The following is a 26216-nucleotide window of genomic DNA, read 5'->3' as shown; positions in this document are numbered from 1 at the left end:
TAATTTTTTAGTTTCAGCAAATATAGCATTAGTTAACATCCAATTATTCATTAAATTTTTCTCGTTTTTATAATACGTGTCAATGCCGTAATTTTGCACGCTTATAAAAATTTATGTTAGACCAGTTAGAAAGCATACAGGCGAGATTTGACCAGTTGGGCATAGCACTAACCAATCCTGAAATCATCGGTAATCAAAAAGAGTTTTCCAAGCTCAGTAAAGAGTACCGCGATTTGGAAAAAATTGTGCAACCATACAAAGAATACCGGCGCGTGCTGGACGATTACGAGTTCAGCAAAGAAGGTATCAACAGCAACGATGCAGACTTACGCGAATTGGCAAAAATGGAATTACCCGAGCTGGAAGCGAAGAAAGAAGAATTGGAAAAATTGCTCACACAATTACTCATTCCCAAAGACCCGCAGGATGATAAAAACGCCATCCTCGAAATACGCGCAGGAACAGGCGGCGACGAAGCTTCTTTATTCGCAGGGAATTTGCTCGATATGTATATTCGGTATTGTGCAAAGCGCGGTTGGAAAACGGCGATTGTGAGTGAAAGCGAAGGAACCGTGGGCGGTTATAAAGAAGTGATGCTTGAGGTGCAGGGCGACGACGTTTACGGCACATTAAAATTTGAAAGTGGTGTGCATCGTGTGCAACGCGTGCCGGAAACCGAAACGCAAGGTCGTGTGCATACTTCCGCGGCAACTGTTGCCGTAATGCCCGAAGCCGAAGAAATAGATTTTGAACTGAAAGAAAGTGAAGTTAAAATGGAAACCGCACGAAGCGGCGGCGCCGGTGGGCAAAACGTGAACAAAGTAGAAACGAAGGTGTTGCTTACGCATATTCCCACAGGAACGGTTGTGATGTGCCAGACAGAAAGAACACAGCTTGGCAACCGATTAAAAGCAATGGATATGCTGCGTACGAAACTTTACGAAGAACAAGTACGCAAGCAGGAAGAAGAAATTTCGCGCCAGCGTAAAACATTGGTAAGCACCGGCGACAGAAGCGCGAAAATACGCACGTACAATTATCCGCAAGGACGTGTAACCGACCATAGAATCGGATTGACTTCGTATAATTTAAATGCAGTAATGAACGGCGATTTGGACGAATTTATCGAAGCATTACAGGTAGCGGAAAACGCCGAGAAAATGGCTAAAAGTTAATGGCATATAGTTCATGGTTCATAGTGGGCAAACCGTGAACTATGAACTATTATCTATGAACAAAAAATTTAAAAAATCTTGTCCGACAAAAACTTCATAGACTACATTCGCATCTTTTGCCACAGCGGCAAAGGCGGGCGTGGCGCTACACATTTCATGCGCACGAAATTCAATCCGAAAGCGGGACCGGACGGCGGCGACGGCGGGCGCGGTGGGCATATTATCCTGCGCGGCAATAAACAGCTTTGGACATTGCTGCATCTTCGTTATTTCAAAAACGTAGTTGCCGAAGACGGCGAAAACGGCATGAAGAATAATTGTACCGGTCGCAATGGAAAAGACATCATTATCGAAGTGCCGCTCGGAACAATTGCGCGTGATGAAGAAACCGATGAAATTGAAGCCGAAATTTTGGAAGACGGACAAGAAATCGTCTGGCTGAAAGGCGGTCGCGGCGGCTGGGGAAACCAACACTTTGCAACGCCCACCAACCAAGTTCCCGAACATTCGCAGCCCGGCGAAGAAGGGGTTGAAGGTTACAAGTTTCTTGAGCTGAAAGTATTGGCAGACGTGGGTTTGGTAGGATTTCCCAACGCAGGAAAATCGACTTTACTCTCCACAATTTCTGCAGCAAAACCCAAGATTGCAGATTATGCTTTTACCACTTTAGTTCCCAATTTAGGAATAGTCGAATACCGCGACGGACGCTCGTTTTGCATGGCAGATTTACCGGGAATTATCGAAGGCGCTGCGGAAGGCAAAGGTCTTGGTCATCGTTTTTTACGACATATCGAACGCAACTCCGCTTTGCTGTTTTTGATTCCTGCGGATAGTGCAAATCATCGGAAAGAATTTGAAATTTTATACAACGAGTTAGAACAATATAACCCAGAATTGTTACAAAAAGATATGTTGATTGCGATTTCAAAATCGGATATGCTGGACGATGAACTGAAACAGGAAATTGCAAATGAATTACCTACAAACGTTCCTCATCTTTTTATCTCATCAGTTACACAACAAGGCTTGACGGAGCTGAAAGATAAACTGTGGGCAATACTGAGCAGAAAAGTGGATTAAAAGAAATAATCAGCCTTCCGGAGCCAAGCATTGTCATCTTTCTGTAAGAAATTAAAAAACTGATGAAAATCATCATTCCAAAAATCATGTCGGAATAGCTTTGCAAAAAATCAATTGTTATGCAAACGGAAACATTATACAAAACAGCAACAAAAGAATTTCGCGGAGAATGGATTGAATTTGTTCATTCTTTGCAAAACCACATCTGTACTGCATTAGAAGCTGTTGACGGCAAAGCGAAATTTGTTGAAGATGAATGGCAGCGCAACCCCGACGGCAAAGGCGGGGGTGGAAAAACACGCGTAATTGCCAATGGAAATGTATTTGAAAAAGGCGGCGTAAATACATCGGTTGTTTATGGAAAAGTTACCGAACCGATGCGCAAGCAATTGGGTATTGACGGCGCGAAATGGTTTGCCTGCGGGTTGAGTTTGGTCATTCATCCGCTCAACCCTTTTGTACCTACAACGCATGCCAACTGGCGCTATTTTGAATTGTATGATGAGGACGATAATGTCGCCGACCGCTGGTTTGGCGGCGGTGCGGACTTAACGCCTTATTATTTGTTTGAAGAAGATGCAAAGCACTTTCATCAAACGTTGAAGAATGCAATAGAACCTTTTGGCAAAGATTTATATCCGAAATATAAAAAGCAATGCGACGAATATTTTAATAATTCGCACCGCGGATTTGAGATGCGCGGTATTGGCGGCGTGTTTTATGATTATCTGAAACCCACGCCCGATATGGATTTGGAAAGATTGTTTGCGTTCCAACAAGCGAATGGAAATTGTTTTATCGATGCGTATATTCCTATTGTTGAAAAAAGAAAAAATACGGAATGGAACACGCAGCATAAATACTGGCAGGAAATCCGCCGCGGGCGTTATGTAGAGTTCAACCTCATTCACGACAGAGGAACCATTTTCGGACTTAAAACCAATGGCAGAACAGAAAGCATTTTAATGAGCCTGCCACCAACGGTTAGATTTGATTATAATTATCAGCCTGCGCCAAATTCAGAAGAAAATAAATTGTTGGAGGCATGTAAAAACCCTGTTGATTGGGCATAAAAATAGGCTGTAAAGCAAAAGACAAAAGCCGTTTACAGCTTGGCTATGTAAGCAACTTAGAAATAATTTTTCTTAATTAAGATTGCAGGCTGCCAAGAATTAATTTTAACGATAGACTATTACAAATGATACACAAAATGAGTAATCGATTAGAAATAGAATACCGTTATCATCACTTAGGTATTCCAACTGATATTATCAGACCGCATGAAAGGTATAGCGACAATTTCAAAATGTACACATCTGACAATAACGGTGATTTTAGGGTGCAATTTCACAGATTTGAAAAAGACAGTCCTTTACACCCAATTATAAAAAACAATCCGCATATTGCGTTGCAAGTGGATAATTTGGAAGAAGCAATCAAAGGACGGGAAATTTTATTAGGACCTTACGAACCGATAGAAGGATATAAAGTAGCAATTATAAATGACGGCGGCTTGCCTGTAGAACTTATAGAAACAGACCTTAGTATAGAAGAATTGTGGGGCAAAGCCAAGTTACAAGAAGACTTGAATACTGACGGGTTAAAACACTCCGAACAATAAACGATTTATTTGAAAATCGGGATTAAATAGATTTGGATTATTGATAGACTTTAATGTAGTCTCATTATCAGACTAATAAACACAACAAATTATGTTCTTACAACATCGAAATAGAATTCTAAGAAGAAATCAATCCATCAGGGATTTAGTTACAGAAACGGTACTCACACCCAACGATTTTATGCTTCCGATTTTTATTACGGAAGGGAAAAACATCGTAGAAGAAATTCCATCCATGCCTGGCAATTTTCGCCGCTCACTGGACGAAACCGTGAAAGAGACAAAAGAGCTCTGGAAGCTTGGTATCAAAGCCGTGAACACTTATGTAAAAGTGGATGATAAGCTGAAAGACAATACCGGCAAAGAAGCGTGGAATCCTAACGGCCTGATGCAGCAAACCATCAAAGCCATTAAAGACGCCGTTCCCGAAATGATTGTGATGACAGACGTTGCCCTCGACCCTTATTCCGAATACGGACACGACGGGATTGTTGATATTAAGTCAGGTTACATTCTCAACGATGAAACCGTAGAAGCCTTAACATTGATGAGCCTTTCGCACGCCGAAGCGGGCGTTGACTTTCTCGCGCCCAGCGATATGATGGACGGACGTGTAGGTGCCTTCCGCAAGGCTTTGGAAGAAAACGGTTATACTAATGTCGGCATTATGAGTTATGCCGCGAAATATGCAAGTTGCTTTTATGGTCCTTTCCGCGATGCGCTCGACAGTGCGCCGGGCTTCGGCGATAAGAAAACATACCAGATGAATTACGCCAACCGCCGCGAAGCCATTAACGAAGCCTTGAAAGATGAAAAAGAAGGTGCAGATATGCTTATGGTAAAACCCGCAATGGCTTATCTCGACATTATCCGTGAAGTAAAAAATGCTGTTACTATTCCCGTAAGCGCGTATCAGGTAAGCGGCGAATACGCCATGATAAAAGCCGCCGCTGCAAACGGCTGGATTGACGGAGAAAAGGCAATGATAGAAAGCCTTACTTCCATTAAACGCGCGGGCGCAGATTTAATTTCTACTTATTTTGCAAAAGAGGCGGCGAAGCTGTTGAATAAATAATTTGACAAATAAAGATTTAAAATTCATTTGATGACCTTATTTTTGCAGCCGCGCGGAGGTGGCGAAATTGGTAGACGCGCTACTTTGAGGTGGTAGTGCCTGCAAGGGCTTGGGAGTTCGAATCTCCTCTTCCGCACGAGAGAGGAAACTCTCTAAATTTGACGATGGCTGCTCGATACGGAGCAGCCCTTTTTGTTTCATTTTTAATAAGTTGTGTTCAAATGCCGGATTGATTTCGGGTGTTCTTAACGAGTCTTTGAGGAAAACAATCCCTTGTTTGAACACCTGATGAATAATGGCATTTTTCTGCCGAAGTGTAGCTTTTTGATAAACAGTTTTAAAATTTACTAAGTGCGGGAGCAATCTTATCTGCTCCTTAATTTTATCGTCAGCGTCTTTTCCAAGCTGTAAATCCCACTGAAAGTATCCCCCGGAATATGGGAGTTAAGATCGGCGGATTTTCCAATTTACACCATCGAAAATTCTTTTACCGTATCTACAAATGCCCGTGCATTATCCACAGGAACATTCGGCAAAATGCCATGCCCAAGATTAGCAATATATCGTTCTTTGCCAAAATCGCGCAGCATTTGTTGTACATCTTTTTTCAGTTGCGGAATAGGCGACAATAATTTCGCAGGGTCAAAATTTCCTTGCAGCGTTACGTTATTGCCTGCAAATTCGCGCGCTTCTTTTGCAGCAATGCACCAGTCAATCCCCAAGCCATTTGCACCTGTTTGCGCCATTTCTTCCAGTGAATGCCACGCTCCCTTCGCAAAGATGATGACAGGTGCATCATCTTTTACTGCCGCCACAATCTGACGAATATATTTCAACGAAAACTCCTCAAAATCCTGCGGACTCAGTAAACCGCCCCAACTGTCGAAAATCTGCACCAAATCAGCGCCAGCTGAAATTTGCGCTTTCAAGTAAGCGATGGTCGTATCCGTAATCATTTGCAACAGGCGATGCGCAAGTTCGGGCTGCGTGTAGCAAAACACCTTAGCTTCATCGAATGTTTTAGAACCTTTTCCCTGCACCATATAGCACAGCAAAGTCCATGGTGCACCTGCAAAACCAATCAATGGAACACGATTGTTCAGCTCTTGTTTAATCAGTTTTATCGCATTAAAAACATAACCCAACTTTTCCTGCACATCAGGCACTATAAGCCTTTGCAAATCTTTTTCGGTATGAATCGGCTCTGGCAAAACAGGACCTTTGCTTTCAATCAACTGCACTTCCATACCCATTGCCTGCGGCACCACGAGAATATCGGAAAACAAAATAGCTGCGTCCACGCCGACAATATCAACAGGTTGCAATGTAATTTCGCACGTTAATTCCGGAGTTTGACATCGTTCGAAAAATGAATATTTTTCGCGCAGTTTCATATATTCTGGTAAGTAACGTCCTGCCTGCCGCATCATCCATACAGGTATGCGCTCCACGTTTTCGCCGCGAAGCGCTTTGAGAATTAAGTCGTTTTTTAAAGACATTATTATTTTAAGCTTCTCCCATGAAGAGCAGGAGAAAAGTATTTAGAGATTCAAAAAATTAAACTGCCAATGCTTTTTCTTCCAGCCATTTATTTCTGCCGAAACCTTGCAGCACGTGACGCTCGCTGTGATAGGAAGAACGTACCAACGGACCACTCTCCACATAATCAAAACCAAGTTCGTAACCGATTTCCCGTAGTTCTGCAAATTCATCAGGATGTACGAAACGGGCAACTGGCAAATGCTTTTGCGTTGGTTGCAGATATTGACCAAGCGTAACAACATCCACACCTACTCCTGCCAAATCTTTTAGAGATTCGATTACTTCGTCTTTGGTTTCGCCAAGTCCAAGCATAATGCCCGTTTTGGTGCGCACACCGCCTTCTTTCAAAATACGCAATGTATCCAGACTGCGACGATATTTTGCCTGAATACGCACTTGTTTAGTTAAACGTTCAACCGTTTCCATATTGTGGGAAACCACTTCGGGTGCGGCATCAATTACACGCTGAATATTTTCTTTCTGCGCTTTAAAATCAGGGATTAATGTTTCCAAAGTTGTATCGGGATTCAAGGCTTTTACTGCTTTAATCGTATTGTGCCAAATGATAGAACCGCCGTCTTGTAACTCATCTCTGTCCACGCTGGTAATTACAGCGTGTTTTACTTTCATCAGATAAATAGCTTCTGCTACACGCTGCGGCTCGTCCCAGTCCACAGCTTCCGGGCGACCTGTTGCGACTGCACAAAACCCGCAACTACGTGTACAAATATTTCCCAAAATCATAAAAGTAGCCGTGCCCGCGCCCCAGCATTCACCCATATTCGGGCAATTACCGCTTTCACAAATCGTATGCAGTTTATGCGTATCCACAAGATTGCGTACGTGCTTATATTCCTCGCCAATCGGCAGTTTTACACGAAGCCAATCGGGCTTCTTAACACGGGGAACTTCAACAGTATTTGTAGAGCAAGGAGTGGATTTTATATTGAGTAAATCTTCCATTTTTATAAAAATTATCTCGCAAAAATAAGACAATTTAAGGAAGCGAAAGTTAGTGGAATGTCAAGAGTTTGGCATAATAAGAAAGCTGTAAGATTTTTGAAACCCAACAGCTTTCCTATAAATCTCTAAATCCTTTTAATCAAATCAGAAATACAAATAATTCAGCACTATCTGCGGGAAAATACCAATCAGTATAATTACGATAGCAAGTGCAACCACGAGTATTTTGAACGTTTTACTTACTTCAAACTTAAACGCAGGTGTGCCGTCTTTGAAATACATCGCCTGTATTACGCGGAAATAATAATATACGCTGATTGCTGCGAATATCATTCCTACAATTGCCAGCCACATAAATCCCGCCGTTTGCATTACAGATGAAATCATGTAATACTTTGCAAAGAAACCGGCAGTTAATGGAATACCAGCCAATGACAATAAGAAAATGGTATTTGCAAATGCAAGCGCCGGCTGCGTTTTAGCCAAGCCGTTGTACCCGTCAAAAGTATAATCCTGCAATTTTGCAAGAATAGAAAATATGCCGATTGTCGCAAAGCTATAAGCAATAGCATACAACAAAATACCCTCCTGCGAAGTGGTGTTCTGCGTAAGCAAAGCAAACAACATAAAACCTGCTTGCGCAATAGAAGAATAAGCCAACATTCGTTTTACACTTTGCTGGAATACCGCTGTAATATTACCAAAAACCAATGTTGCAATAATAATAATCGCAAACACCAATTTCCAATCAACGCCAAATATTTTGTTCGCATCAACTACCGTTTGCGGTTCAAGTTCGACAAACAACCGGATAAATGCAATAAATGCTGCGGATTTTACAACCGTTGCCATGAAGGAAGTAAACACGCTTGGCGAACCATCATAAACATCCGGTGTCCAGAAATGAAACGGTGCAGCCGAAACTTTAAAACACATGGAAACCAGCAACAGCAACGCTCCCGCAACCGTTAAAAAAGACATGGAATGCGCAGCTCCGCTAAATTCGGCTTTCTCCGCCATAGCATGAATTGCAAAACTTCCTGTGCCGCCATAAATAAGCGCAATGCCCATCAGCATTAAGCCCGTGGAGAACGAACCCATTAAAAAATACTTCAGCGCGGCTTCATTGCTTTTTAAATTCAGCTTGCGCGAACCTGTGAGAATGTATAAAGGAATAGACAAAATTTCTATACCGATAAACAACATCAGCAAGTTGTTGAACGAAGTGAGAACGAATACGCCACACAATACAAAGAATATTAATGCAAAATATTCCGCCACGTAATTTCCTACGTGTTCAATTTCTTTCCCCGAAAGCAATACATAAACGAATGTACAAATAATCGCAAGCGAATTAAAATATAATCCAAACTTGTCGAACTTCAGCATATCATGCAAAGGAATCTGAAACGCAGGCTGTCCATAGGTTTCACAGATATTTGCGAGTAATAAAACAACCAATCCTACGAGCGCAACAAATTTATACGACTTTGTATTTTTTACAAATGCGCTGCAAAACATCATTACTACACCCAGAATTGCCGACAATATAATTGCGTTCATAATCTTATATCAGTTCAATTTTTTTATTCTAATTCAAAATCATATTTGAGATTGCCACGCTCGTTCCTCGCTCGCAATGACGTGCGGCGTGTTCCTCTTTCTTCTTTGTGTTTCCTTTGTGTCTTCGTATCTTTGTGGTTCAAACAAATTTTCTTAATCACTCAAATCCCACAAATCACAGTTCAGACAATTGCCTTTATATCTTTTACCAACTCCAAAATCGGATGCGGATAAACACCTAAAACAATAATGATGATTGCAATCACGATTAAAGTAAAGTTTGTATTTACCGATGCTTCCGTTGTATTTTGTGTGTGCGAAGAAACCTCGCCGTAAAATATTTTTGCCATTGCGCCGAGCGAATAAACCGCCACCAGAATAATGCTGATGCCCGCAATCACAGCCGCCCAAATATTGTAACGGAACAATCCGTTGAACATCAAAAACTCGCCGATGAACGCATTGGTCAAAGGCAATGCCACATTTGCCAAAGTCATTACCATAAACAAAATTGCCAATACAGGCGCTTTTGTTGCAAGTCCGCCAAGCTCGCTGAATTTGCGCGTTCCTGTTTGTTGTTCAATTGCATTTGCTACAATCCACAAACCAATCACGTTGATACCATGATTGAACATTTGCAACAGCACGCCTTGTAAACCTATTTCCTGCAAAGAAAAAATTGCCGCGCACATCAAACCGATATGTGCAATGGATGAATAAGCAATTAATCTTTTTATATCGTCTTGTTTAATGGCAATCAGCGAAGCATATAAAATTCCGATGATAGAAAAAATAATAATGATATGGTTGAAATGTTTTACTGCATCTGGAAATAAAGGCAATACAAAACGAATCACAGCATACAATCCCATTTTTACCATCACGCCGCTGAGTATCGCGGTTACAGGCGTTGGCGATTGTTCATACGCATCGGGCTGCCATGTGTGTAAAGGAAATATTGGCATCTTAATCGCAAACGCAATGAAGAATAACCAGAACGCCACATTTTGTTCTGCAGCAGATAATTTTATATGGTAGAAAGAACTTAACGCAAAACTGTGTTCGGGATTTTTGAAATACAAATACAAAATGCCAACAAGCATGATAACCGAACCGAGAAATGTATAAACGAAAAATTTAAACGTAGACTGAATTCTTTTGTTGCCGCCGTATTGCGATGAAAGAAAATAGGCAGGAATCAAAGCGAGTTCCCAAAAGAAATAAAACAACAAAACATCCGAAGATAAAAATACGCCCATCAAACCCGCTTGCATCAACAACATTAATCCATAAAAATTATTAGGCTTTGCATAATGATTGTCGAGTGAAGATGAAAAAACAAAAGGAAACGCAAGCGCAGTCAATAACACAAGCATCTTTGCCATGCCATCCAATGATAAAGAAAAACTGCTGCCTAATTGCGGCAACCATTGCGCTTCAAAGCCGTGCGTTTTGCTGCAAGAGATCGCGCCAAGCGTTATGAAAAAAGTAACCGCCGAAGCAAGCAATGAAAAAACTTTTACCGCTTTATCATTTGAAATAAAGAAAGAAATTAATCCCGCAATTACGGGAATAAGGATAAGTAAAACTATCATATCAAATTTTAAAATCTCTTTACAAAACTATTATTGTCTCTGTGTACCCCTGTGTTTTCTGTGATAAAAATTCCTACTTAAAAATCAATCCAAGAAAATGCAGCACATACGCCTGATTCCAGAATATCACAAACAGCACCACAAGCGAACCCACCATCATCAAAATATATCCGCCCACTTGCCCGCTTTGCACCAGACGCAGTTTGCGCGATGAATACTGAATGAATTTTCCGACACCGTTTACAATGCCATCAATAAATGATTTATCAAAATTTTTAAAGAACGATGCCAAAGCCAGCAACGGCGAAACGATGATTGCATTATACAATTCATCCACATACCATTTGTTTTCCAAAACCTTTGCAAGCCCTGTTGTTTCCGTGTTTTTGTTTTCGTATTTAGAAAATTTCGTCCATGCCCAAATGATAGAGCCGAGAATCAAAACAGTGGAAATAACCATTAATAAAATTTCAGTCGAATGTTCAACTTCGTTCAAATGCTGCAATGGTTTCGACGCCGTAAAAATCGGCGCTAAGAATTTGCCGAGCAAATGTGCATCGGGAGCAAACACATCTGGAATACCGAAAAAACCTGCAACCACAGCGAGTATTGCCAAAACAATCAAAGGAATAGTCATTGCGCTTGGGCTTTCATGCAAATGATGTTCCTGTTCGTGTGTACCTCTGAACTTTCCAAGAAAAGTCATCGCATAAATACGGAACATATAAAATGCTGTGAGCAACGCGCCGAACAATCCGAAATAATATAACACGGGATTGCTTGCATAAGCCGCGCTCAATATTTCATCTTTGGAAAAGAAGCCCGAAAACGGCGGCACGCCTGCAATTGCGAAGCAAGCCAGCAAAAATGTAATGTGCGTAATCGGCATAAATTTTTTCAGTCCGCCCATTTTTCTTGAGTCTTGTTCGCCGCCCATCGCGTGAATTACAGAACCTGCGCCCAAGAATAACAATGCTTTAAAGAAAGCGTGAGTCATCACATGGAAAATCGCGCCTGTGTATGCGCCAACACCAAGCCCCAAAAACATATAGCCCAATTGGCTCACGGTTGAATAAGCCAATACTTTTTTAATATCATTTTGCTGAACCGCAATCGTCGCTGCAAACACAGCCGTTGCTACACCGATGATAGCAATTATTTGATTTGTGCAAGGAGCTAAAACATATAACAAGTTGCTGCGAACAATCATGTAGATACCAGCCGTAACCATTGTTGCCGCGTGTATCAATGCGGAAACAGGCGTGGGACCTGCCATTGCATCGGGCAACCAAGTGTATAAAGGAATTTGCGCACTCTTTCCTGTTGCACCTACAAACAATAATAATGTAATCGCCGTAATTTCTTTAGGCGTGAATTTTGCAAGTGATGCTTGTGTAAAAACTTCGCTGTAAGTCAATGTTCCGAGCTTGGATAAAATCCAGAACAAAGCAATCAAAAATCCTAAATCGCCGATGCGGTTCATCACAAAGGCTTTCTTTGCCGCATAAGTATAATTGGTATTTTTAAACCAATAACCAATCAGTAAATAAGAACACAGACCAACGCCTTCCCAACCGATGAACATGATTAAATAATTCGCGCCCATTACGAGCAACAACATGGAAAACACGAACAAGTTGAGATAAGAAAAATATCTTGCGAAATGCGGCGCAGTTTCATCGTGCATATACGACGTTGAATACAAATGAATGAGAAAACCGACACCTGTAATAATCAATAAAAACAAAGAAGATAATTGGTCAATCTGAAACGCAAAAGGAATTTTGAAACCCGCAACATTGATAAAATCGAAATAAGCTGCAACGCCCGAATTGCCTGCCTTCACATCGAAAAACAACACAAGGCTTACAATAAATGATAACAACAACGCGCCGCAACCAACAAATCCTACGGCAGCTTTGCTCAGTTGTTTGCGCAACAATCCGTTAATCAAAAATCCTACAAGCGGAAATAAAGGTACTAAGTATGCTAAGTTCATAAGCCCCTGTCCCCTAAAGGGGAATTTTTTAATTACGATTTATAAATATTTTCTGCCCAACTCTAACTCCCCTTTAGGGGACGAGGGCTAATTCTTCAGTCTGTTCAAAAAATTAATATCCACCGAATGCGTATTTCTGTACATCATCACAATAATAGCCAAGCCCACGCTTACTTCCGCCGCCGCAACTACCATTACGAAAAACACAAAAAGCTGTCCGTCAATGCCCGCTAAAGGATTATTCGGCAAAGCCGCGTGTGTTTTGGAAAACGCTACAAGTAACAAATTTGCCGCATTCAGCATCAGCTCAATGCACATAAAAATAATGATTGCATTGCGGCGAATCAATACACCCAATACGCCGATACAAAACAGCGTTACAGCTAAAGCGATATAATATTGAATAGGCATCTTCTCAATGAATAATTAATAATGAACAATTAATAATTTAATCCCATTTGTAAATCCTGCTAATCTTTCAAATCCTATAAATCATGGTTCGGAAGACTAATCTTTCTTTCCAATCACAACCGCGCCGACCATTGCGCTTAAAAATAATACACTGCAAATTTCAAACGGCAACGCATACTGCGTAAACAACACGCTTCCCAGATTTTTAATCAACCCGATATTTCCTGTATTATAGGTTGCCGTTACTTTTTGTTTTCCTAATTGTTCCGTGTAAGTTCTCACAACAGAAATCAAAATCCACAACAACATTCCTGCGGAAACAACGCCTGCCAATTTCATCCATAAATTCCCTCTCGGTTCTGTATTTGAGTTCAGATTCATTAGCATAAGAACGAATAAGAACAACACCATAATCGCGCCTGCATATACAATGATATTTACAATCGCGAGGAACTGTGCGTTCAACAAAATATAATGTCCCGAAATAGTAAAGAAAGTTGCCACCAGCCACAATACGCTGTGGACAGGATTTTTGCTCACGATGACCATGATGGCGCAGAAAATCGTCAGCACACTAAGAATCGCAAAAAGTATCGTATTAATTCCCATTATTTAGTTTTCAAATTTTCTTAAACGAAATATTTAGTCGTGAAATGAATTTGCTGTTGTAGGTTTGTTTTTGCCCAACGCCTTTTCGTAATCTTCTTTTTCCGTATTCGGGTTCGGTATCAGCAAATCATCTTTTGCATACACGAATTTCTTGCGCGCATAATCCGCAGGCGTAAAGGTTTCACTTAAATAAATCGCATCTTTCGGACAAGCCTCTTCACACAATCCGCAGAAGATGCAACGCAGCATATTGATTTCATATTTTGCCGCATATTTTTCTTCACGATACAGATTTTCTTCGCCGTCCAGTCTTTCAGCAGCTTCCATCGTAATCGCTTCCGCAGGGCAAGCCAATGCACACAATCCGCAAGCCGTGCATCTTTCACGTCCTTCTTCGTCGCGGTTCAGCACGTGCAACCCCCTGAACACAGGACTGAACGGGCGTTCCACTTCAGGAAAAGAATACGTCGCTTTTTTCTTGACAAAATGTTTTGCGGTAATTGCCATGCCTTTCAAAATCGCAGGCAAGTAAAGGCTTTCCGCAAAAGTCATCGGGCTTCTGTTTACATTTTCCGCTCTGTTCGTTAAACTCTGCATATCAAATTTCTTTTAAAATATTTTCTATAGCCGGCTCAAGAGTTGGAATATTTTGCTGAACAATTTTCCAAACAACCGTCCAATCAATTCCATTATAATGATGGATATACAAATGTCTTGTATCAATCATTTTTCGCCATTCTATTTTGTCATATTTTTCTATTATTGTATTGCTCAAATTGTTCGCAGCTTCTCCAATTATTTCAATATGCTTTTGTATTGCATACTTCAATAAGTCATCTCTGTAAAAATCATCCTCGGTTTTATGCTGCGTATATTTCAAGATAAAATTTACCGAATCCAGAATATGTTCTAACCTTTCTTTATCATTGTTTTTCATAAAGCAAAAATTTTTCTTTATTAATCCGCTTTATAAAATTCCAATTACTGGTATGTTCAGGTTTTTCAACGTTGGTAATTACATCCACGTTGTTTTGAAATTTTTTTTGTAAATCTCCCGACCAACCTAAAATACTCCAATCTATTTTTTGGGTTTTGTCTAAATCTATCAATAAATCTACATCACTCTCATTTGCCGCTTCATTGCGCGCATAACTGCCGAACAAAAATACCTTTTTCACAGGCTTATCTTTAAAATAATCCTGCACGGTTTCTTTTATTTGTTCAATAGTTAATACCATTTTATTTACAATTTGGGCGTGCTTCCATAATTCAGTCATTATCAAATTTTATTTATGCAACCACAAAATTACCACAGCCGTAATCAACATATTTGCCAAAGCCAAAGGCAATAATTTTTTCCAACCCAAATTCATCAATTGGTCGTAACGGAAACGCGGAATTGTCCAACGCACCCACATAAACAAAAAGATGAAGAATACCACTTTTGCCATCAACACAATAATACCAATCAACGCTGAAAAATTCGCAGAATGATTGGCAGGATTAAAGAATGGTAAATCATATCCGCCGAAATACATCGTTGCCATTACAGCGCTTGAGATGAACATATTCACATATTCCGCGAACAAATAAAATCCCATTTTCATGGAAGAATATTCCTGATGATAACCCATGTTCAATTCGTTTTCCGCTTCCGACAAATCGAACGGCGTGCGGTTACATTCCGCAAACGCGCATACAAGAAATATTATAAATCCCAACGGCTGATACACCACATTCCACACATGACCAACCTGTTGTTCAACAATAGTTTTCAAACTCAAAGAACCTGTAAGCATCAGCAACGCAATCAACGACATTCCCATTGCCAATTCGTAACTGATTGCCTGCGACGCGCCGCGCAAAGCAGCCATCAAAGAAAATTTATTGTTCGATGCCCAGCCGCCAATCATAATACCGTAAACACCCAAACTTACTACACCAAACACATATAAAATTCCAATGTTTACGTCGGCAATTTGCAGAGGCACAATTCTTTTTCCAATTTCCAAATGATTGCCCCAAGGAATTACGGCACTTGTAATCAACGCAGCAGTCATTGCCATTGCAGGACCTAAAATGAAAAGCCATTTGTTCGCAGAGTTCGGCGTAATTTCTTCTTTAAAAATTAATTTCGCGCCGTCTGCTAAAGGTTGCAGCAAACCGAAAGGACCCGCGCGATTCGGACCAAGCCTGTCCTGAAAAAACGCCGCCACCTTGCGTTCCGCCCAAGTGGAATACAAAGCGATTCCTAAACTCGCAAGTACAACGACTACGACTAAAATTAATTTTTCAATAATCAACGCCCAATCAATAGCTAATAAAGTCATCTGAATATCTTAAAAATTATTGCTTCTTTATTGTTTAAAATCCGTCGAATGTGCAGGACCTTCAATCAAACTCAAATCCCTGTTTTTCTCATTAACCTTGCTCACATCATGAATATCGAGGAACAAACGTGGCTTCTTACCAATCACTTCGTCAATCGTTTCTTTCGGTATTACTTCATCAAAATATTTATTCTGATTAATGACTGAATGGCGACTGATTTCTGCAACGCCTTCAATTGTCCAATCGCTCGTCTTCTTTTTATCAAAACGGCATTCATTGCAAATCCAGTCTTCCACTTCGCCCCATTGGTCTTTGCGTGCCGTTACGCGGAAAACCTCATCGCCACGATTCCAAATCGTAACTTTTCCGCTGCAAGTAGGACAATCACGATGCGCATACAAAGGCTTCAAAAACCACACACGATTTTTGAAACGGAATGTTCTATCCGTGAGCGCGCCTACGGGACAAACATCAATAATATTTCCGATAAATTCATTGTCCAGCGCTTCGTCTAAATAAGATGCAATTTGCGCATGGTCGCCTCTGTCCACAACACCGTGTTCGCGTTTCTTCGTCAGTTGGTCGGCGGTCATCACGCAGCGATAGCAAAGAATACAACGCGTCATGTGCAACTGGATTTTATCGCCGAGATTATGCTTCGGAAAAGTACGGCGCTGAAACTCGTAACGGGTTTGTTGCTTCCCGTTATCATAACCCAAGTCCTGCAATTTACATTCGCCTGCTTGGTCACAAATCGGGCAATCCAAAGGATGATTGAGTAACAAAAATTCCACTACGCCGGCACGAGCATCTTTCACTCTGTCGGAAGTAATGTTTTTTACTTCCATGCCATCCATCACGGTTGTACGGCAGCTTGCCACGAGCTTCGGCATCGGGCGCGGGTCTTTTTCAGAACCTTTGCTTACTTCCACCAAACAGGTGCGGCACTTACCGCCGCTGCCTTTCAGCTTGCTGTAATAGCACATCGTAGGCGGTGCAACATCGCCGCCAATCTTGCGCGCCGCTTCCAATATCGTAGTTCCCGCAGGAACTTCTACGGTAATATTGTCTATTGTTACTTTAAATTGTGGTACGTCAGCCATGTTTATAAATTTTCACGCCAAGATACAAAGAAGCAAAGGCGCAATTTTATAATCCGTTTACTATTCTATGAAATCCGTCTTTCAATAAATCCACATTAAAATTAATAAGTAATCCTAATTTATAATTCGTCAATTTCAAATAAGTAATCACTTGTTTATAGTGAACTTTAGCCAATTCTTCAACGGACTTTAATTCAACAATTACCTTATTTTCTACTATCAAATCTGCCCGAAATCCAACTTCCATTTTTATTTCTTCATGAATAACAGGAATTGGTTTTTGTCTTTCAATATACAAACTTTTCTTCGCTAATTCATAACTCAAAATTTCTTCATACACACTCTCAAACATTCCGGGACCATAGTTGCGATGCAATTCCAAAGAAGTTTCAAAAACAATTTTTGCTATTTCATTTTCTGTCATAACTACAATTATTTTTTTATTGCGTCTTTGCTCCCCTGCGTCCTTGTGTGAAAAACCTACGCTACGACTTCCAACGGGTCTGCGTAATGCGCTATTCCATAATTACGTACTTGCGATTCTTCGGGATTCAGCACGTGCCATTCAAACTCATCCCTGAAATGACGAATCGCCGCCGCAACGGGCCAAGCCGCCGCATCGCCGAGCGGACAAATCGTATTGCCTTCAATTCTGCGCTGAATATCCCACAACAAATCTATATCGCTTAACTTGCCTTGTCCCTTTTCTATCTTGTATAAAATTTTCTCCATCCAGCCCGTTCCTTCGCGGCAAGGCGAACATTGCCCGCAACTTTCGTGGCGGTAAAAACGAGCTAATGTGTAAGTATGTTTTACTACGCATTGGTCTTCGTCCAACACAATGAAACCGCCCGAACCCAACATCGTTCCTGTCTGAAAACCGCCGTCGGAAAGGCTCTCGTAATTCATCAATCTCGTTTCGCCTTTTGCTGTTTTCAACAATAAATTTGCCGGCAAGATAGGCACTGATGAACCGCCGGGAATGCAGGCTTTTAATTTCTTTCCTTTCGGAATACCGCCACACCATTCATCGCCGTAAATAAAATCTTCGACAGATAAATCGAAAGGTATTTCATAAACGCCCGGCTTATTAATATTACCGCAAGCGGAAATTAATTTTGTGCCCGTTGATTTTCCCACGCCGATTTTTCCGTATTCTTCGCCGCCTAACATTATGATAGGAGAAACCGTCGCAATAGTTTCCACGTTGTTTACCACCGTCGGACGCATCCATGCGCCTTGCACCGCAGGAAACGGCGGCTTGATGCGCGGATTGCCGCGTTTGCCTTCGAGGCTTTCAATCAACGCAGTCTCTTCTCCACAGATATAAGCGCCCGCACCGCGATGAACATATATCTCACAATCAAAACCGCTGCCTAAAATATTTTTACCGAGATAACCCGCCGCTTTTGCCTCGGCAATGGCTTGTTCGAGAATATCGGGAATCCATGAATATTCGCCGCGAATGTAGATATAGCTTGTGTTTGAGCCGAGCGCATAAGACGAAATAATCATTCCTTCAATAAACAGATGCGGCAAAAATTCCATCAAATATCTGTCCTTGAAAGTGCCGGGTTCAGATTCATCTGCATTGCACACCAAATGGCGCGGAACGCCTTCGGGCTTTGCAATGAAACTCCATTTTAATCCCGTTGGGAAACCTGCACCGCCGCGACCGCGCAAGCCGCTTTTCTTTACTTCTTCCACAATTTCCTCGGGCGACATTTTCAATGCTTTTTCCACGCTTTGATAGCCGCCGTTTTTCTTCCAAACATCGTAATAGCGAATGCCTTCTATATGTGCTTTATCTAAAAGTAATTTCATGTTTCAAAGTCAAAAGTAAAAATTCAAAAAAGATGATTTTATGCTTCCTGCTTATTTTTATATTTCTTCCACCCAACATAATAATTAACTGCACTTGTAATTATTATTGCAAAAACAGATAATGAAACAAAACGAGATTTTTCATTCCACAACAAATATGTGCCGCCTCCCCAAAGAATAAGAGCAACAATAAACCAAATCGTTTGTATTTTGGTATTGCGTTTTGAGTATTTCGCTTCAACCGGTATGTTGTTTTTGAAATTCATCGTTTTCAATTTTATTTCAATGGTTCTATTTTTATAAAATTCCCATTGCCTTTTTCGCTCAGGTTTTTCCAATTTTGCATTAATTCATTTTGATGCACGCTTGCCCACTCAACAACAAGCGACAGCGCTTTTGGCGGCAAATTTCCGACTTCAATTCCTAAATCTTCAATCCTGATTTGCGCAGAAAATTCGCCATATTCAGCATGAAAATGCGGCGGCACATGGTCGCCAAAATACATCTTAATCAGAATACCGTAAAAGCTGCTTATTACCGGCATATTCTTCAAAAGTTTTACCGATTAATTTTAAATAGAATGCATCCGGGTCCATATCAATATCCTCATTCCATTCAATTTTTTTATCGCTTGTTATCGTAAAATGTTTAAAATTATTTTCATCGTTCCAATATTGAAAAACACCTTTGCCTTTCCATGCGCTTAAATCAATCATTCCTTTTATTCCGTCTTCAAATTCGACAAGAAGATTATATCCGGGTAATGCCGTAGCCGATTTTAAATATGGAATTATATTTTTCATTATTACCATTTTTTAATCATCAATTTTTGCTATTCCTGCTTTGCATTCTTCAATCAAGGCATCCACTTTTTCTTTAGTCAAATGCTCGCGGTAAAATTTCCCCAACTGCATCATCGGTGCATAACCGCAAGCACCGAGGCATTCCGCAGGCTTCAGCGTGAACAATCCGTCTGCCGTAGTTTCGCCGGGTTTAATTCCTAATCTGTCTTCGATGTATTGAATAATGTCATCACTTCCGTTGAGCATACAAGGTCCTGTTTGGCAAACTTCCAATACATATTTGCCCACGGGCTTTGTGTTAAACATGGTGTAGAACGTTGCTACTTCATACACTTCCACAGGAAGAATGTTCAACAAACTTGCAACGTAATCCATTGTCTCAGGGCTTAACCAACCGCCAAATTCTTTCTGCGCCAAATGTAACACGGGAATCAACGCACTTTTTTGTTTCCCTTCGGGATAACGCGCAATGATTTCGTTTACCTTGTTTAATTTATCTTCTGAAAACTGAATAGTCATTTTTGATTCATTCTTTTTCTCAAAATTTTTTCTAAAACTTCTGCATCCGCCAAATCTTTCAATCTGCCGCTTGCTTTTTTATTTTGAATTAATTCGTTGATATGAATACAACGAACTTTAAAATCTTCTTCTTCATAAATGTGGCTGCCGTTGTATGCTTCCTCGAAACCAACGCCTGTTATACTTGTCAGAATATCGATTCTAAACGGCGGACGTCCAATCATTACCACATTATCTTTCTTTAAAAAATCTTCTTTTACAAATCCTATTGCCGAACCCAAAAACTCTTTTATAACATTTATAATTTTCTCTGCGTTTTTTTCCGATATTTCTACAAAGAAATCAATGTCGCTCGTTGTTCTTCCATAGCCTTCAAATATAACCACCCATCCGCCAACAAGCACATACTTTACCTCATGCTTATTGAGAAGATTGATAAAATCACTAAAGTTTTCATTCAATATCATCTCTGTCTTCGGTTAATAATGCTATTCTAAAAACAGGCTCTACTTTATCATGATTTTCATATTCCTTATTCCAAATCATTTTGCGCAATTGCTCTACGTTTCTTGCGCTATCACTCCACTTTACAGATGCGTAATATTCAATTTCATTTTCTTCAGCCTCTTCAACTGTTCCTTTCCAAATTATATTTTCCATAAAATGAATTTTAATGAAAACAATTTATTCACTCTGCTCTCAATTTGTAAATTATCACATTTGCATATTTGCACATTTCCTACGCATCCATTTCGCCCGCTATCAAATTCAGGCTGCTCATTACCAACACCGCATCGCTTATCATCGCGCCTTTTGTAATTTCGGAAAAAGCCTGATAATAAATAAAGCATGGTCTGCGGAAATGCAGTCTGTAGGGCGTTCTTCCGCCATCACTGATTAAATAAAATCCTAATTCGCCATTCGCGCCTTCCACAGCATTATACACTTCGCCCGCAGGCATTTCGGTTTCGCCCATCACGATTTTGAAATGGTAAATAAGCGCTTCCATTTTTGTATAAACATCGGCTTTCTTCGGCAAATAATAATCGGGCGCATCGGCATGAAATACTTCCGCTTCTTCGCCTTTAAACTCCTGAACCTTTTGATAAGCCTGAGAAATAATGCTGAGCGATTCCCACATTTCTTTGTTGCGCACCAAAAATCTATCGTAACAATCGCCTGTTGTACCAACAGGAATTGTGAAATTAAAATCTTCGTAACTGCTGTACGGCGTATGCACGCGCACATCGTAATCCACACCCGCAGCACGAAGATTCGGTCCTGTGAAACCGTAGTTTAACGCGCGTTCCGCAGAGATTGGACCAGCACCGATACAACGTTCCATGAAAATGCGATTGCGTGTTGCAAGATTCTCAAATTCTTTTAATGCTTTAGGATATTCTCTTAAAAACTTTTCGATTTTCTTCCAAGCCGTATCGCTGAAATTTCTTTCAAATCCGCCGATGCGACCAATGGTTGTTGTGAGGCGTGAACCGCAGATTTCTTCGTAAATTTCATAAATGAGTTCGCGGTATTGCATCACGTAAGTAAACGGTGTAAGACCGCCCGCGTCCACCACCATAATGGAATTACAAATCAAATGGTCGGCAATGCGTGCAAGTTCCATAATGATGACGCGCATATAATCCACACGCTTGGGTGTTTTGATACCGAGCAATTTCTCACAGGTCAAATGCCAGCCCATATTGTTAATCGGGCTGCTGCAATAATTCAATCTGTCGGTCAGCGGCGTGATTTGATACAAAGACCTGCGCTCTGCAATTTTTTCAAACGCGCGATGAATGTAACCAACTGTTTGCTCCGACGATACGATGCGCTCGCCGTCCACTTCCAGGATATTCTGAAACACGCCGTGTGTCGCAGGATGCGTGGGTCCGAGGTTTAACGTAGTCGTTGTTTTCTCGATAGAACCATCGGGAAGTTTTATATTGTGTTGTATGAGTTCGTCTGTCATTATTGCTTAAATAAATCAGAAGATATTATTCAATTCTTTTTCAAGGCTTTAATTATAACTCCCGCCTCTGCCAAACATTTCATCGTCCTTATCCGTGCGACTTTGGTCTTCCAATGGATATTCTTTCCGCAAGGGAAAATAATCCATTTCTTCTACATTCATAATACGCTTCAGATTCGGATGATTTACAAAATTCACTCCGTAAAAATCGTACGCTTCACGCTCCTGCCAGTTGGCAGATTCAAACAAAACCGTTGCTGTTGCAATATCCGGTTTTTCAATGCCGATAAAGCATTTGAAACGCAAACGCACATTGTCTACCAAATTGTGCAAGTGATAAACAACAGCTAATTCGCGACCTTTCTCGTTCGGATAATGAACTACGGTAACATCCGTGAGAAAACGGAATTTTAAATCCGCGTCGTCAAACAAAAATTGTAATAACGCAATATTGTTATCGGCAGGGGTTTCAAAAGTCAAGAAGCCATAAGGCTCCGAAAAATTGGAAACCTTATCTCCGAATTTCGCTATGATTTTTTCCTGAATGCTTTCGTTCGTCATAATAAATTATTGAATGCCGTAGCTTCCCATCAATGCTTTGTAGTGCTCGCTGTTTCTGCGACGCAAACTTTCCTTCCCGACCAAATCCTGAATGCGCATAAAGCCATCCAAAATTGCTTCGGGACGCGGCGGGCAGCCCGGAACATACACATCCACGGGAACAACCTGGTCAATTCCCTGCAACACAGAATAGGTATCGAAAATTCCACCCGAAGATGCACAAGCGCCCACAGCCATTACCCAACGCGGCTCCGCCATTTGCATATAAACCTGCCGAACAATCGGCGCCATTTTTTTCGCGATTGTTCCCATAACCATCAGCAAATCGCACTGGCGCGGCGTAAAAGCCATACGTTCTGCACCAAAACGCGCCAAATCGTAAGTAGCTGCTGCTGTTGCCATAAATTCGATACCACAACAAGATGTAGCAAATGGAAGAGGCCAAATGGAATTTTTTCTGCCGAGCGCGACTACGCTTTCGAGGCTTGTAGCAAAATAACCTTCGCCTTCCAACCCTGCGGGCATTTCGGCTAAGGCAATATTATCGTGTATATCGGTTTGCTTTGGATGAATATTAAATCGTACGGGACGTGCCATGTCTTACTCTTTTTGTAATGCTGCGCAAATTCACGCTTCAATAAAACCACAATTGAGGTACAAATGTAGTGCACTCTTTGAAATAATGACAATTTTTTGACCAAAAACTAACAGCAATGACATCATAGGTTTATCCGAACGTAGTCTCCGTAAGTATTACAGCCTAAATCATCATTCATATAAAATTTTTATTAACTGCAATATATAAAACGCTCACTGGGGAGCTTTGAAGAAAATTTACCATTTGCCGCGCTCATATTGCGACGCCCATTTTACTTCATATCCAAGTTCGTGCGCAGCACGCAGCGGGAAGAACGGGTCGCGAATCAGTTGCCTTGCCAAAGAAATAATATCCGCCTGTCCTGTTTCTATAATTTTATTTGCCTGCTCAACTCCGGTAATTAAACCGACCGCGCCGGTAAGAATGCCTGTTTTTCGTACGGCTTCGGCATATTCCACCTGATAGCCGGGACCCACAGGAATATTGGCACGAGGCACATTTCCGCCGCCGGAACAATCAATTAAATCTACCCCCTTGTTTTTTAATATTTGTGCCAGCGCTACGGAGTCGTCCTTATTCCAACCACCTTCCGTCCATTCGGTGGAGGACATTCTTACAAGTAAAGGATTTTCTGCCCAAACAGATTGTACATTTTCAATTACTTCAAGCAACAAACGAATACGATTTTCAAACGAGCCGCCGTACTCATCGGTACGCCTGTTGCTCAACGGCGACATAAATTCGTGCAGCAAATAACCATGTGCGGCATGAATCATAATTACTTTAAAACCTGCTTCTTTAGCACGTTGCGCGGCAGCTTTAAAATCGGCTTTCACTTTTTCGATGCCCGCCAAATCCAGTTCCAACGGCGCTTCTTCCGTTTCCAAAAAAGGAATAGCGCTTGGCGCAACGGTTTTCCATCCGTTCGGCTGGTTGGAAGCGATTTGCGCACCGCCTTCCCAAGGTCGCAGATGGCTTGCTTTTCGTCCGGCATGCGCCAATTGAACACCGGCGACAGAATCATATTCGTGAATAAAATCTACGATTTTTTTCAAGCCTTCAATGTGTTCATTTTTCCAGATGCCCAAATCCCAAGGCGTGATGCGCCCTTCGGGCGAAACGGCTGTTGCTTCAAATGTTATCAAAGCTGCACCGCCAAGTGCGTAATTGCCATAATGAACAGTATGCCAAGTAGTTGCAAAACCATCTTCTGCGGAATACTGGCACATGGGCGCAACGGCAATCCTGTTTTTCAGTTCAATGTTTTTTATTTGTAAAGGAGAAAATAAATGAGGCATATTTTATTTGATTTATGTTAGAAAAATGATTTGCTTCAACAAAATTACATCACAAACTTGTAGCAAATTTGAAGAAGCATTAACGCCCGAAACCGGGCAAGTATTCTTTCACTTTTCTTTTGCGATAAATTAACCCTCAGTTGTTTTCCTGTAACAAAAGCTAATGTATGTTTGCACCCGATTTTGATTCAAAAGACCGGGATGATTTTCATTTGTAACCTGTGAAATCATCCCGGCACTATTTTAAGTATGGTATAAGCTCATTTGAAAAATTCTTAACAAGAACATAATATTGTCGTACCTTAGTTCCCAAACATTTTTCCGTAAAAAACTGAATACCAAACGTGGATAAACAGGCGACTATAAAGGAAATTGCAAAACAACTAAACGTTTCTATCTCAACCGTGTCAAGAGCGCTTCACGACCATCCGAGTATTGGGCTGCGGACAAAAACGCGCGTGAAAGAAGTAGCGAAAGAATTGAATTATCAGCCGAATCTTGCGGCTATTCAATTTAAAATGGGAAAGACATTTACACTGGGCGTAATTATCCCCGAACTGACTGAAAACTTCTTTTCAAAAGCCATCAGCGGTATTGAAGATATGGCGCTGGAAAATAATTACACCGTACTTTTCGGTCAAAGCCATGACGATGAAGAACGCGAAAAGCAAATATTATCAACATTTAAAAACAACAGGATTGACGGCTTGCTGGTGTCATTATCCAAATCGACCAGGAATATCGACCACTTTTTGGAGTTAAAAAAATATAACCTTCCCGTGGTATTTTTCGACCGTGTACCTAAAGAAAAAGAAGATGTATATGCTGTTTCTTGTGATTTGTTCAACAGCTCTATCAAAATTGTCGATTATTTATGGGCGCGCGGGCATAGAGATATTGCATTATTAAAAGGTCCGCAAACATTGACTGCAACCAACGAGCGAATGCGCGGTTTTATGGAAGGCTTAAGCCGTAAACGAATGAAAACAGACCCATCTTTATTTTCATCGTCCGACCTTACACCGCAAAGCAGCTGGCAAGCGATGAAAGATATTCTTTCACAAAAAAACCGTCCTACGGCGGTAATTGCGTTCAACGATTATGTGGCGCTGGATGCCATGCAATACGTGAAACGCTTTACCAATTTAAAAATTAATGAAGACATTTGTTTTGTAAGCTATTCCAATCTGCCGATGCGCGTGTATTTAGACACGCCGCCGCTTGTTTCCATTGAGCAATTTCCTTACGAGCAAGGGCGAAAAGCTACCGAAATGGTTATCGATTTAATTGCGGGAAAAACACCGGAACAAAAGCAAATCGTCCTCGACGGCGAATTAATTGAATTTGAAAATCTGGAACCAGGAAAATAGAATGATTGCCACAGATGCACGAATGGAAATTCTTATTGTAACTTAACTGAACCACATAGAAACATAGATTTTTGTTTGGAAAATAAGCATCATAGTTCGTTTAGCATTTAAAGACAATCATAGCATCTTCATCTTCGATGAAAATCTTTGTGTTGCTGTATCTTCGCTTCGATTATCTATGCAAACGCTACTGTGTCTATG

The 26216-nt window shown here is 40.9% G+C and carries 30 protein-coding genes and 1 tRNA gene; 7 read left to right on the top strand and 24 right to left on the bottom strand.

Going from position 1 to position 26216, the window contains the following annotated elements:
- The first annotated feature begins 113 nt into the window (after positions 1-113).
- The 6 genes from prfA to A9P82_RS13440 all read left to right on the top strand — a co-directional run bounded on the left by prfA (position 114) and on the right by A9P82_RS13440 (position 5087).
- Positions 114-1175 carry a peptide chain release factor 1 gene (prfA, locus tag A9P82_RS13465; protein ID WP_066208653.1) on the top strand — a complete coding sequence of 354 codons (1062 nt, stop codon included), beginning with the start codon at positions 114-116 and terminating at the stop codon, positions 1173-1175.
- Between the two features lie 78 nt (positions 1176-1253).
- The gene (gene obgE, locus A9P82_RS13460) at positions 1254-2255 is read left to right on the top strand and encodes a GTPase ObgE (RefSeq protein WP_066208652.1); all 1002 of its coding nucleotides are present in this window, start codon (positions 1254-1256) and stop codon (positions 2253-2255) included.
- A gap of 119 nt (positions 2256-2374) precedes the next feature.
- Entirely contained in the window at positions 2375-3328 is a 954-nt protein-coding gene (gene hemF, locus A9P82_RS13455) for an oxygen-dependent coproporphyrinogen oxidase (RefSeq protein ID WP_066208651.1), read from the top strand.
- 137 nt (positions 3329-3465) lie between these two features.
- Positions 3466-3876 carry a VOC family protein gene (locus tag A9P82_RS13450; protein ID WP_066208649.1) on the top strand — a complete coding sequence of 137 codons (411 nt, stop codon included), beginning with the start codon at positions 3466-3468 and terminating at the stop codon, positions 3874-3876.
- Positions 3877-3967: 91 nt separating this feature from the next.
- Positions 3968-4951 (top strand): porphobilinogen synthase, encoded by a 984-nt coding sequence (hemB, locus tag A9P82_RS13445; protein WP_066208647.1) that lies wholly within the window; start codon positions 3968-3970, stop codon positions 4949-4951.
- 52 nt (positions 4952-5003) lie between these two features.
- Positions 5004-5087 (top strand) — tRNA-Leu (locus A9P82_RS13440).
- A 331-nt stretch (positions 5088-5418) separates the two neighbouring features.
- Here A9P82_RS13440 and hemE read toward each other — a convergent pair.
- The 24 genes from hemE to A9P82_RS13320 form a co-directional block, all read right to left on the bottom strand.
- Positions 5419-6450, bottom strand: coding sequence for a uroporphyrinogen decarboxylase (hemE, locus tag A9P82_RS13435; RefSeq protein WP_066208645.1), 1032 nt, complete (start codon positions 6448-6450; stop codon positions 5419-5421).
- Positions 6451-6508: 58 nt separating this feature from the next.
- On the bottom strand, positions 6509-7456 hold the full coding sequence (lipA, locus tag A9P82_RS13430) for a lipoyl synthase (protein WP_066208644.1): 948 nt from the start codon (positions 7454-7456) through the stop codon (positions 6509-6511).
- A gap of 144 nt (positions 7457-7600) precedes the next feature.
- Positions 7601-9019: an NADH-quinone oxidoreductase subunit N gene (locus tag A9P82_RS13425; RefSeq protein WP_066208642.1), complete on the bottom strand. Its 1419-nt coding sequence runs from the start codon at positions 9017-9019 to the stop codon at positions 7601-7603.
- A 182-nt stretch (positions 9020-9201) separates the two neighbouring features.
- Positions 9202-10614: a complex I subunit 4 family protein gene (locus A9P82_RS13420; protein ID WP_066208640.1), complete on the bottom strand. Its 1413-nt coding sequence runs from the start codon at positions 10612-10614 to the stop codon at positions 9202-9204.
- Positions 10615-10687: 73 nt separating this feature from the next.
- Entirely contained in the window at positions 10688-12613 is a 1926-nt protein-coding gene (nuoL, locus tag A9P82_RS13415) for an NADH-quinone oxidoreductase subunit L (protein WP_066208638.1), read from the bottom strand.
- Positions 12614-12700: 87 nt separating this feature from the next.
- On the bottom strand, positions 12701-13024 hold the full coding sequence (nuoK, locus tag A9P82_RS13410; RefSeq protein WP_066208636.1) for an NADH-quinone oxidoreductase subunit NuoK: 324 nt from the start codon (positions 13022-13024) through the stop codon (positions 12701-12703).
- Positions 13025-13120: 96 nt separating this feature from the next.
- On the bottom strand, positions 13121-13633 hold the full coding sequence (locus A9P82_RS13405) for an NADH-quinone oxidoreductase subunit J family protein (RefSeq protein ID WP_066208634.1): 513 nt from the start codon (positions 13631-13633) through the stop codon (positions 13121-13123).
- 33 nt (positions 13634-13666) lie between these two features.
- The gene (gene nuoI / locus A9P82_RS13400) at positions 13667-14230 is read right to left on the bottom strand and encodes an NADH-quinone oxidoreductase subunit NuoI (protein ID WP_066208632.1); all 564 of its coding nucleotides are present in this window, start codon (positions 14228-14230) and stop codon (positions 13667-13669) included.
- Between the two features lies 1 nt (position 14231).
- The gene (locus tag A9P82_RS13395; RefSeq protein ID WP_066208631.1) at positions 14232-14570 is read right to left on the bottom strand and encodes a HepT-like ribonuclease domain-containing protein; all 339 of its coding nucleotides are present in this window, start codon (positions 14568-14570) and stop codon (positions 14232-14234) included.
- Positions 14557-14910 (bottom strand): nucleotidyltransferase family protein, encoded by a 354-nt coding sequence (locus A9P82_RS13390; RefSeq protein WP_082915355.1) that lies wholly within the window; start codon positions 14908-14910, stop codon positions 14557-14559. The genes A9P82_RS13395 and A9P82_RS13390 overlap by 14 nt, the downstream gene beginning before the upstream one ends.
- 9 nt (positions 14911-14919) lie before the next feature.
- The gene (gene nuoH, locus A9P82_RS13385; protein WP_066208627.1) at positions 14920-15963 is read right to left on the bottom strand and encodes an NADH-quinone oxidoreductase subunit NuoH; all 1044 of its coding nucleotides are present in this window, start codon (positions 15961-15963) and stop codon (positions 14920-14922) included.
- 27 nt (positions 15964-15990) lie between these two features.
- Complete coding sequence (locus A9P82_RS13380) at positions 15991-17067, bottom strand: 2Fe-2S iron-sulfur cluster-binding protein (protein ID WP_066208625.1); 1077 nt, start codon at positions 17065-17067, stop codon at positions 15991-15993.
- Between the two features lie 46 nt (positions 17068-17113).
- On the bottom strand, positions 17114-17491 hold the full coding sequence (locus A9P82_RS13375) for a GxxExxY protein (protein WP_066208623.1): 378 nt from the start codon (positions 17489-17491) through the stop codon (positions 17114-17116).
- A gap of 56 nt (positions 17492-17547) precedes the next feature.
- Positions 17548-18891: an NADH-quinone oxidoreductase subunit NuoF gene (gene nuoF / locus A9P82_RS13370; RefSeq protein ID WP_066208622.1), complete on the bottom strand. Its 1344-nt coding sequence runs from the start codon at positions 18889-18891 to the stop codon at positions 17548-17550.
- 38 nt (positions 18892-18929) lie between these two features.
- A complete protein-coding gene (locus tag A9P82_RS13365; RefSeq protein WP_066208621.1) occupies positions 18930-19157 on the bottom strand; it encodes a hypothetical protein in 228 nt (75 codons plus the stop codon).
- A gap of 11 nt (positions 19158-19168) precedes the next feature.
- Positions 19169-19435 (bottom strand): DUF4160 domain-containing protein, encoded by a 267-nt coding sequence (locus A9P82_RS13360; protein ID WP_066208620.1) that lies wholly within the window; start codon positions 19433-19435, stop codon positions 19169-19171.
- Complete coding sequence (locus A9P82_RS13355; RefSeq protein WP_066208617.1) at positions 19398-19694, bottom strand: DUF2442 domain-containing protein; 297 nt, start codon at positions 19692-19694, stop codon at positions 19398-19400. Before A9P82_RS13355 ends, A9P82_RS13360 begins: the two co-directional genes overlap by 38 nt.
- A 12-nt stretch (positions 19695-19706) precedes the next feature.
- On the bottom strand, positions 19707-20213 hold the full coding sequence (locus A9P82_RS13350) for an NADH-quinone oxidoreductase subunit NuoE family protein (RefSeq protein WP_066208616.1): 507 nt from the start codon (positions 20211-20213) through the stop codon (positions 19707-19709).
- Complete coding sequence (locus tag A9P82_RS13345) at positions 20210-20680, bottom strand: hypothetical protein (protein WP_066208615.1); 471 nt, start codon at positions 20678-20680, stop codon at positions 20210-20212. The genes A9P82_RS13350 and A9P82_RS13345 overlap by 4 nt, the downstream gene beginning before the upstream one ends.
- The gene (locus A9P82_RS13340) at positions 20667-20873 is read right to left on the bottom strand and encodes a hypothetical protein (protein WP_066208613.1); all 207 of its coding nucleotides are present in this window, start codon (positions 20871-20873) and stop codon (positions 20667-20669) included. Before A9P82_RS13340 ends, A9P82_RS13345 begins: the two co-directional genes overlap by 14 nt.
- 79 nt (positions 20874-20952) lie before the next feature.
- The gene (locus A9P82_RS13335; protein ID WP_066208612.1) at positions 20953-22188 is read right to left on the bottom strand and encodes an NADH-quinone oxidoreductase subunit D; all 1236 of its coding nucleotides are present in this window, start codon (positions 22186-22188) and stop codon (positions 20953-20955) included.
- Positions 22189-22236: 48 nt separating this feature from the next.
- Entirely contained in the window at positions 22237-22749 is a 513-nt protein-coding gene (locus tag A9P82_RS13330) for an NADH-quinone oxidoreductase subunit C (protein WP_066208610.1), read from the bottom strand.
- Between the two features lie 6 nt (positions 22750-22755).
- A complete protein-coding gene (locus A9P82_RS13325; RefSeq protein ID WP_066208609.1) occupies positions 22756-23346 on the bottom strand; it encodes an NADH-quinone oxidoreductase subunit B in 591 nt (196 codons plus the stop codon).
- Positions 23347-23583: 237 nt separating this feature from the next.
- The gene (locus A9P82_RS13320) at positions 23584-24645 is read right to left on the bottom strand and encodes an NADH:flavin oxidoreductase/NADH oxidase (protein ID WP_066208607.1); all 1062 of its coding nucleotides are present in this window, start codon (positions 24643-24645) and stop codon (positions 23584-23586) included.
- 344 nt (positions 24646-24989) lie between these two features.
- Here A9P82_RS13320 and A9P82_RS13315 point away from each other — a divergent pair, with 344 nt between their 5' ends.
- Entirely contained in the window at positions 24990-26015 is a 1026-nt protein-coding gene (locus tag A9P82_RS13315) for a LacI family DNA-binding transcriptional regulator (RefSeq protein ID WP_066208605.1), read from the top strand.
- Positions 26016-26216 lie beyond the last annotated feature (201 nt).

Origin of the sequence: Arachidicoccus sp. BS20, assembly GCF_001659705.1 — a bacterium.
Lineage (GTDB): Bacteria > Bacteroidota > Bacteroidia > Chitinophagales > Chitinophagaceae > Arachidicoccus.
This window is presented reverse-complemented; position numbering and strand designations above follow the sequence as displayed.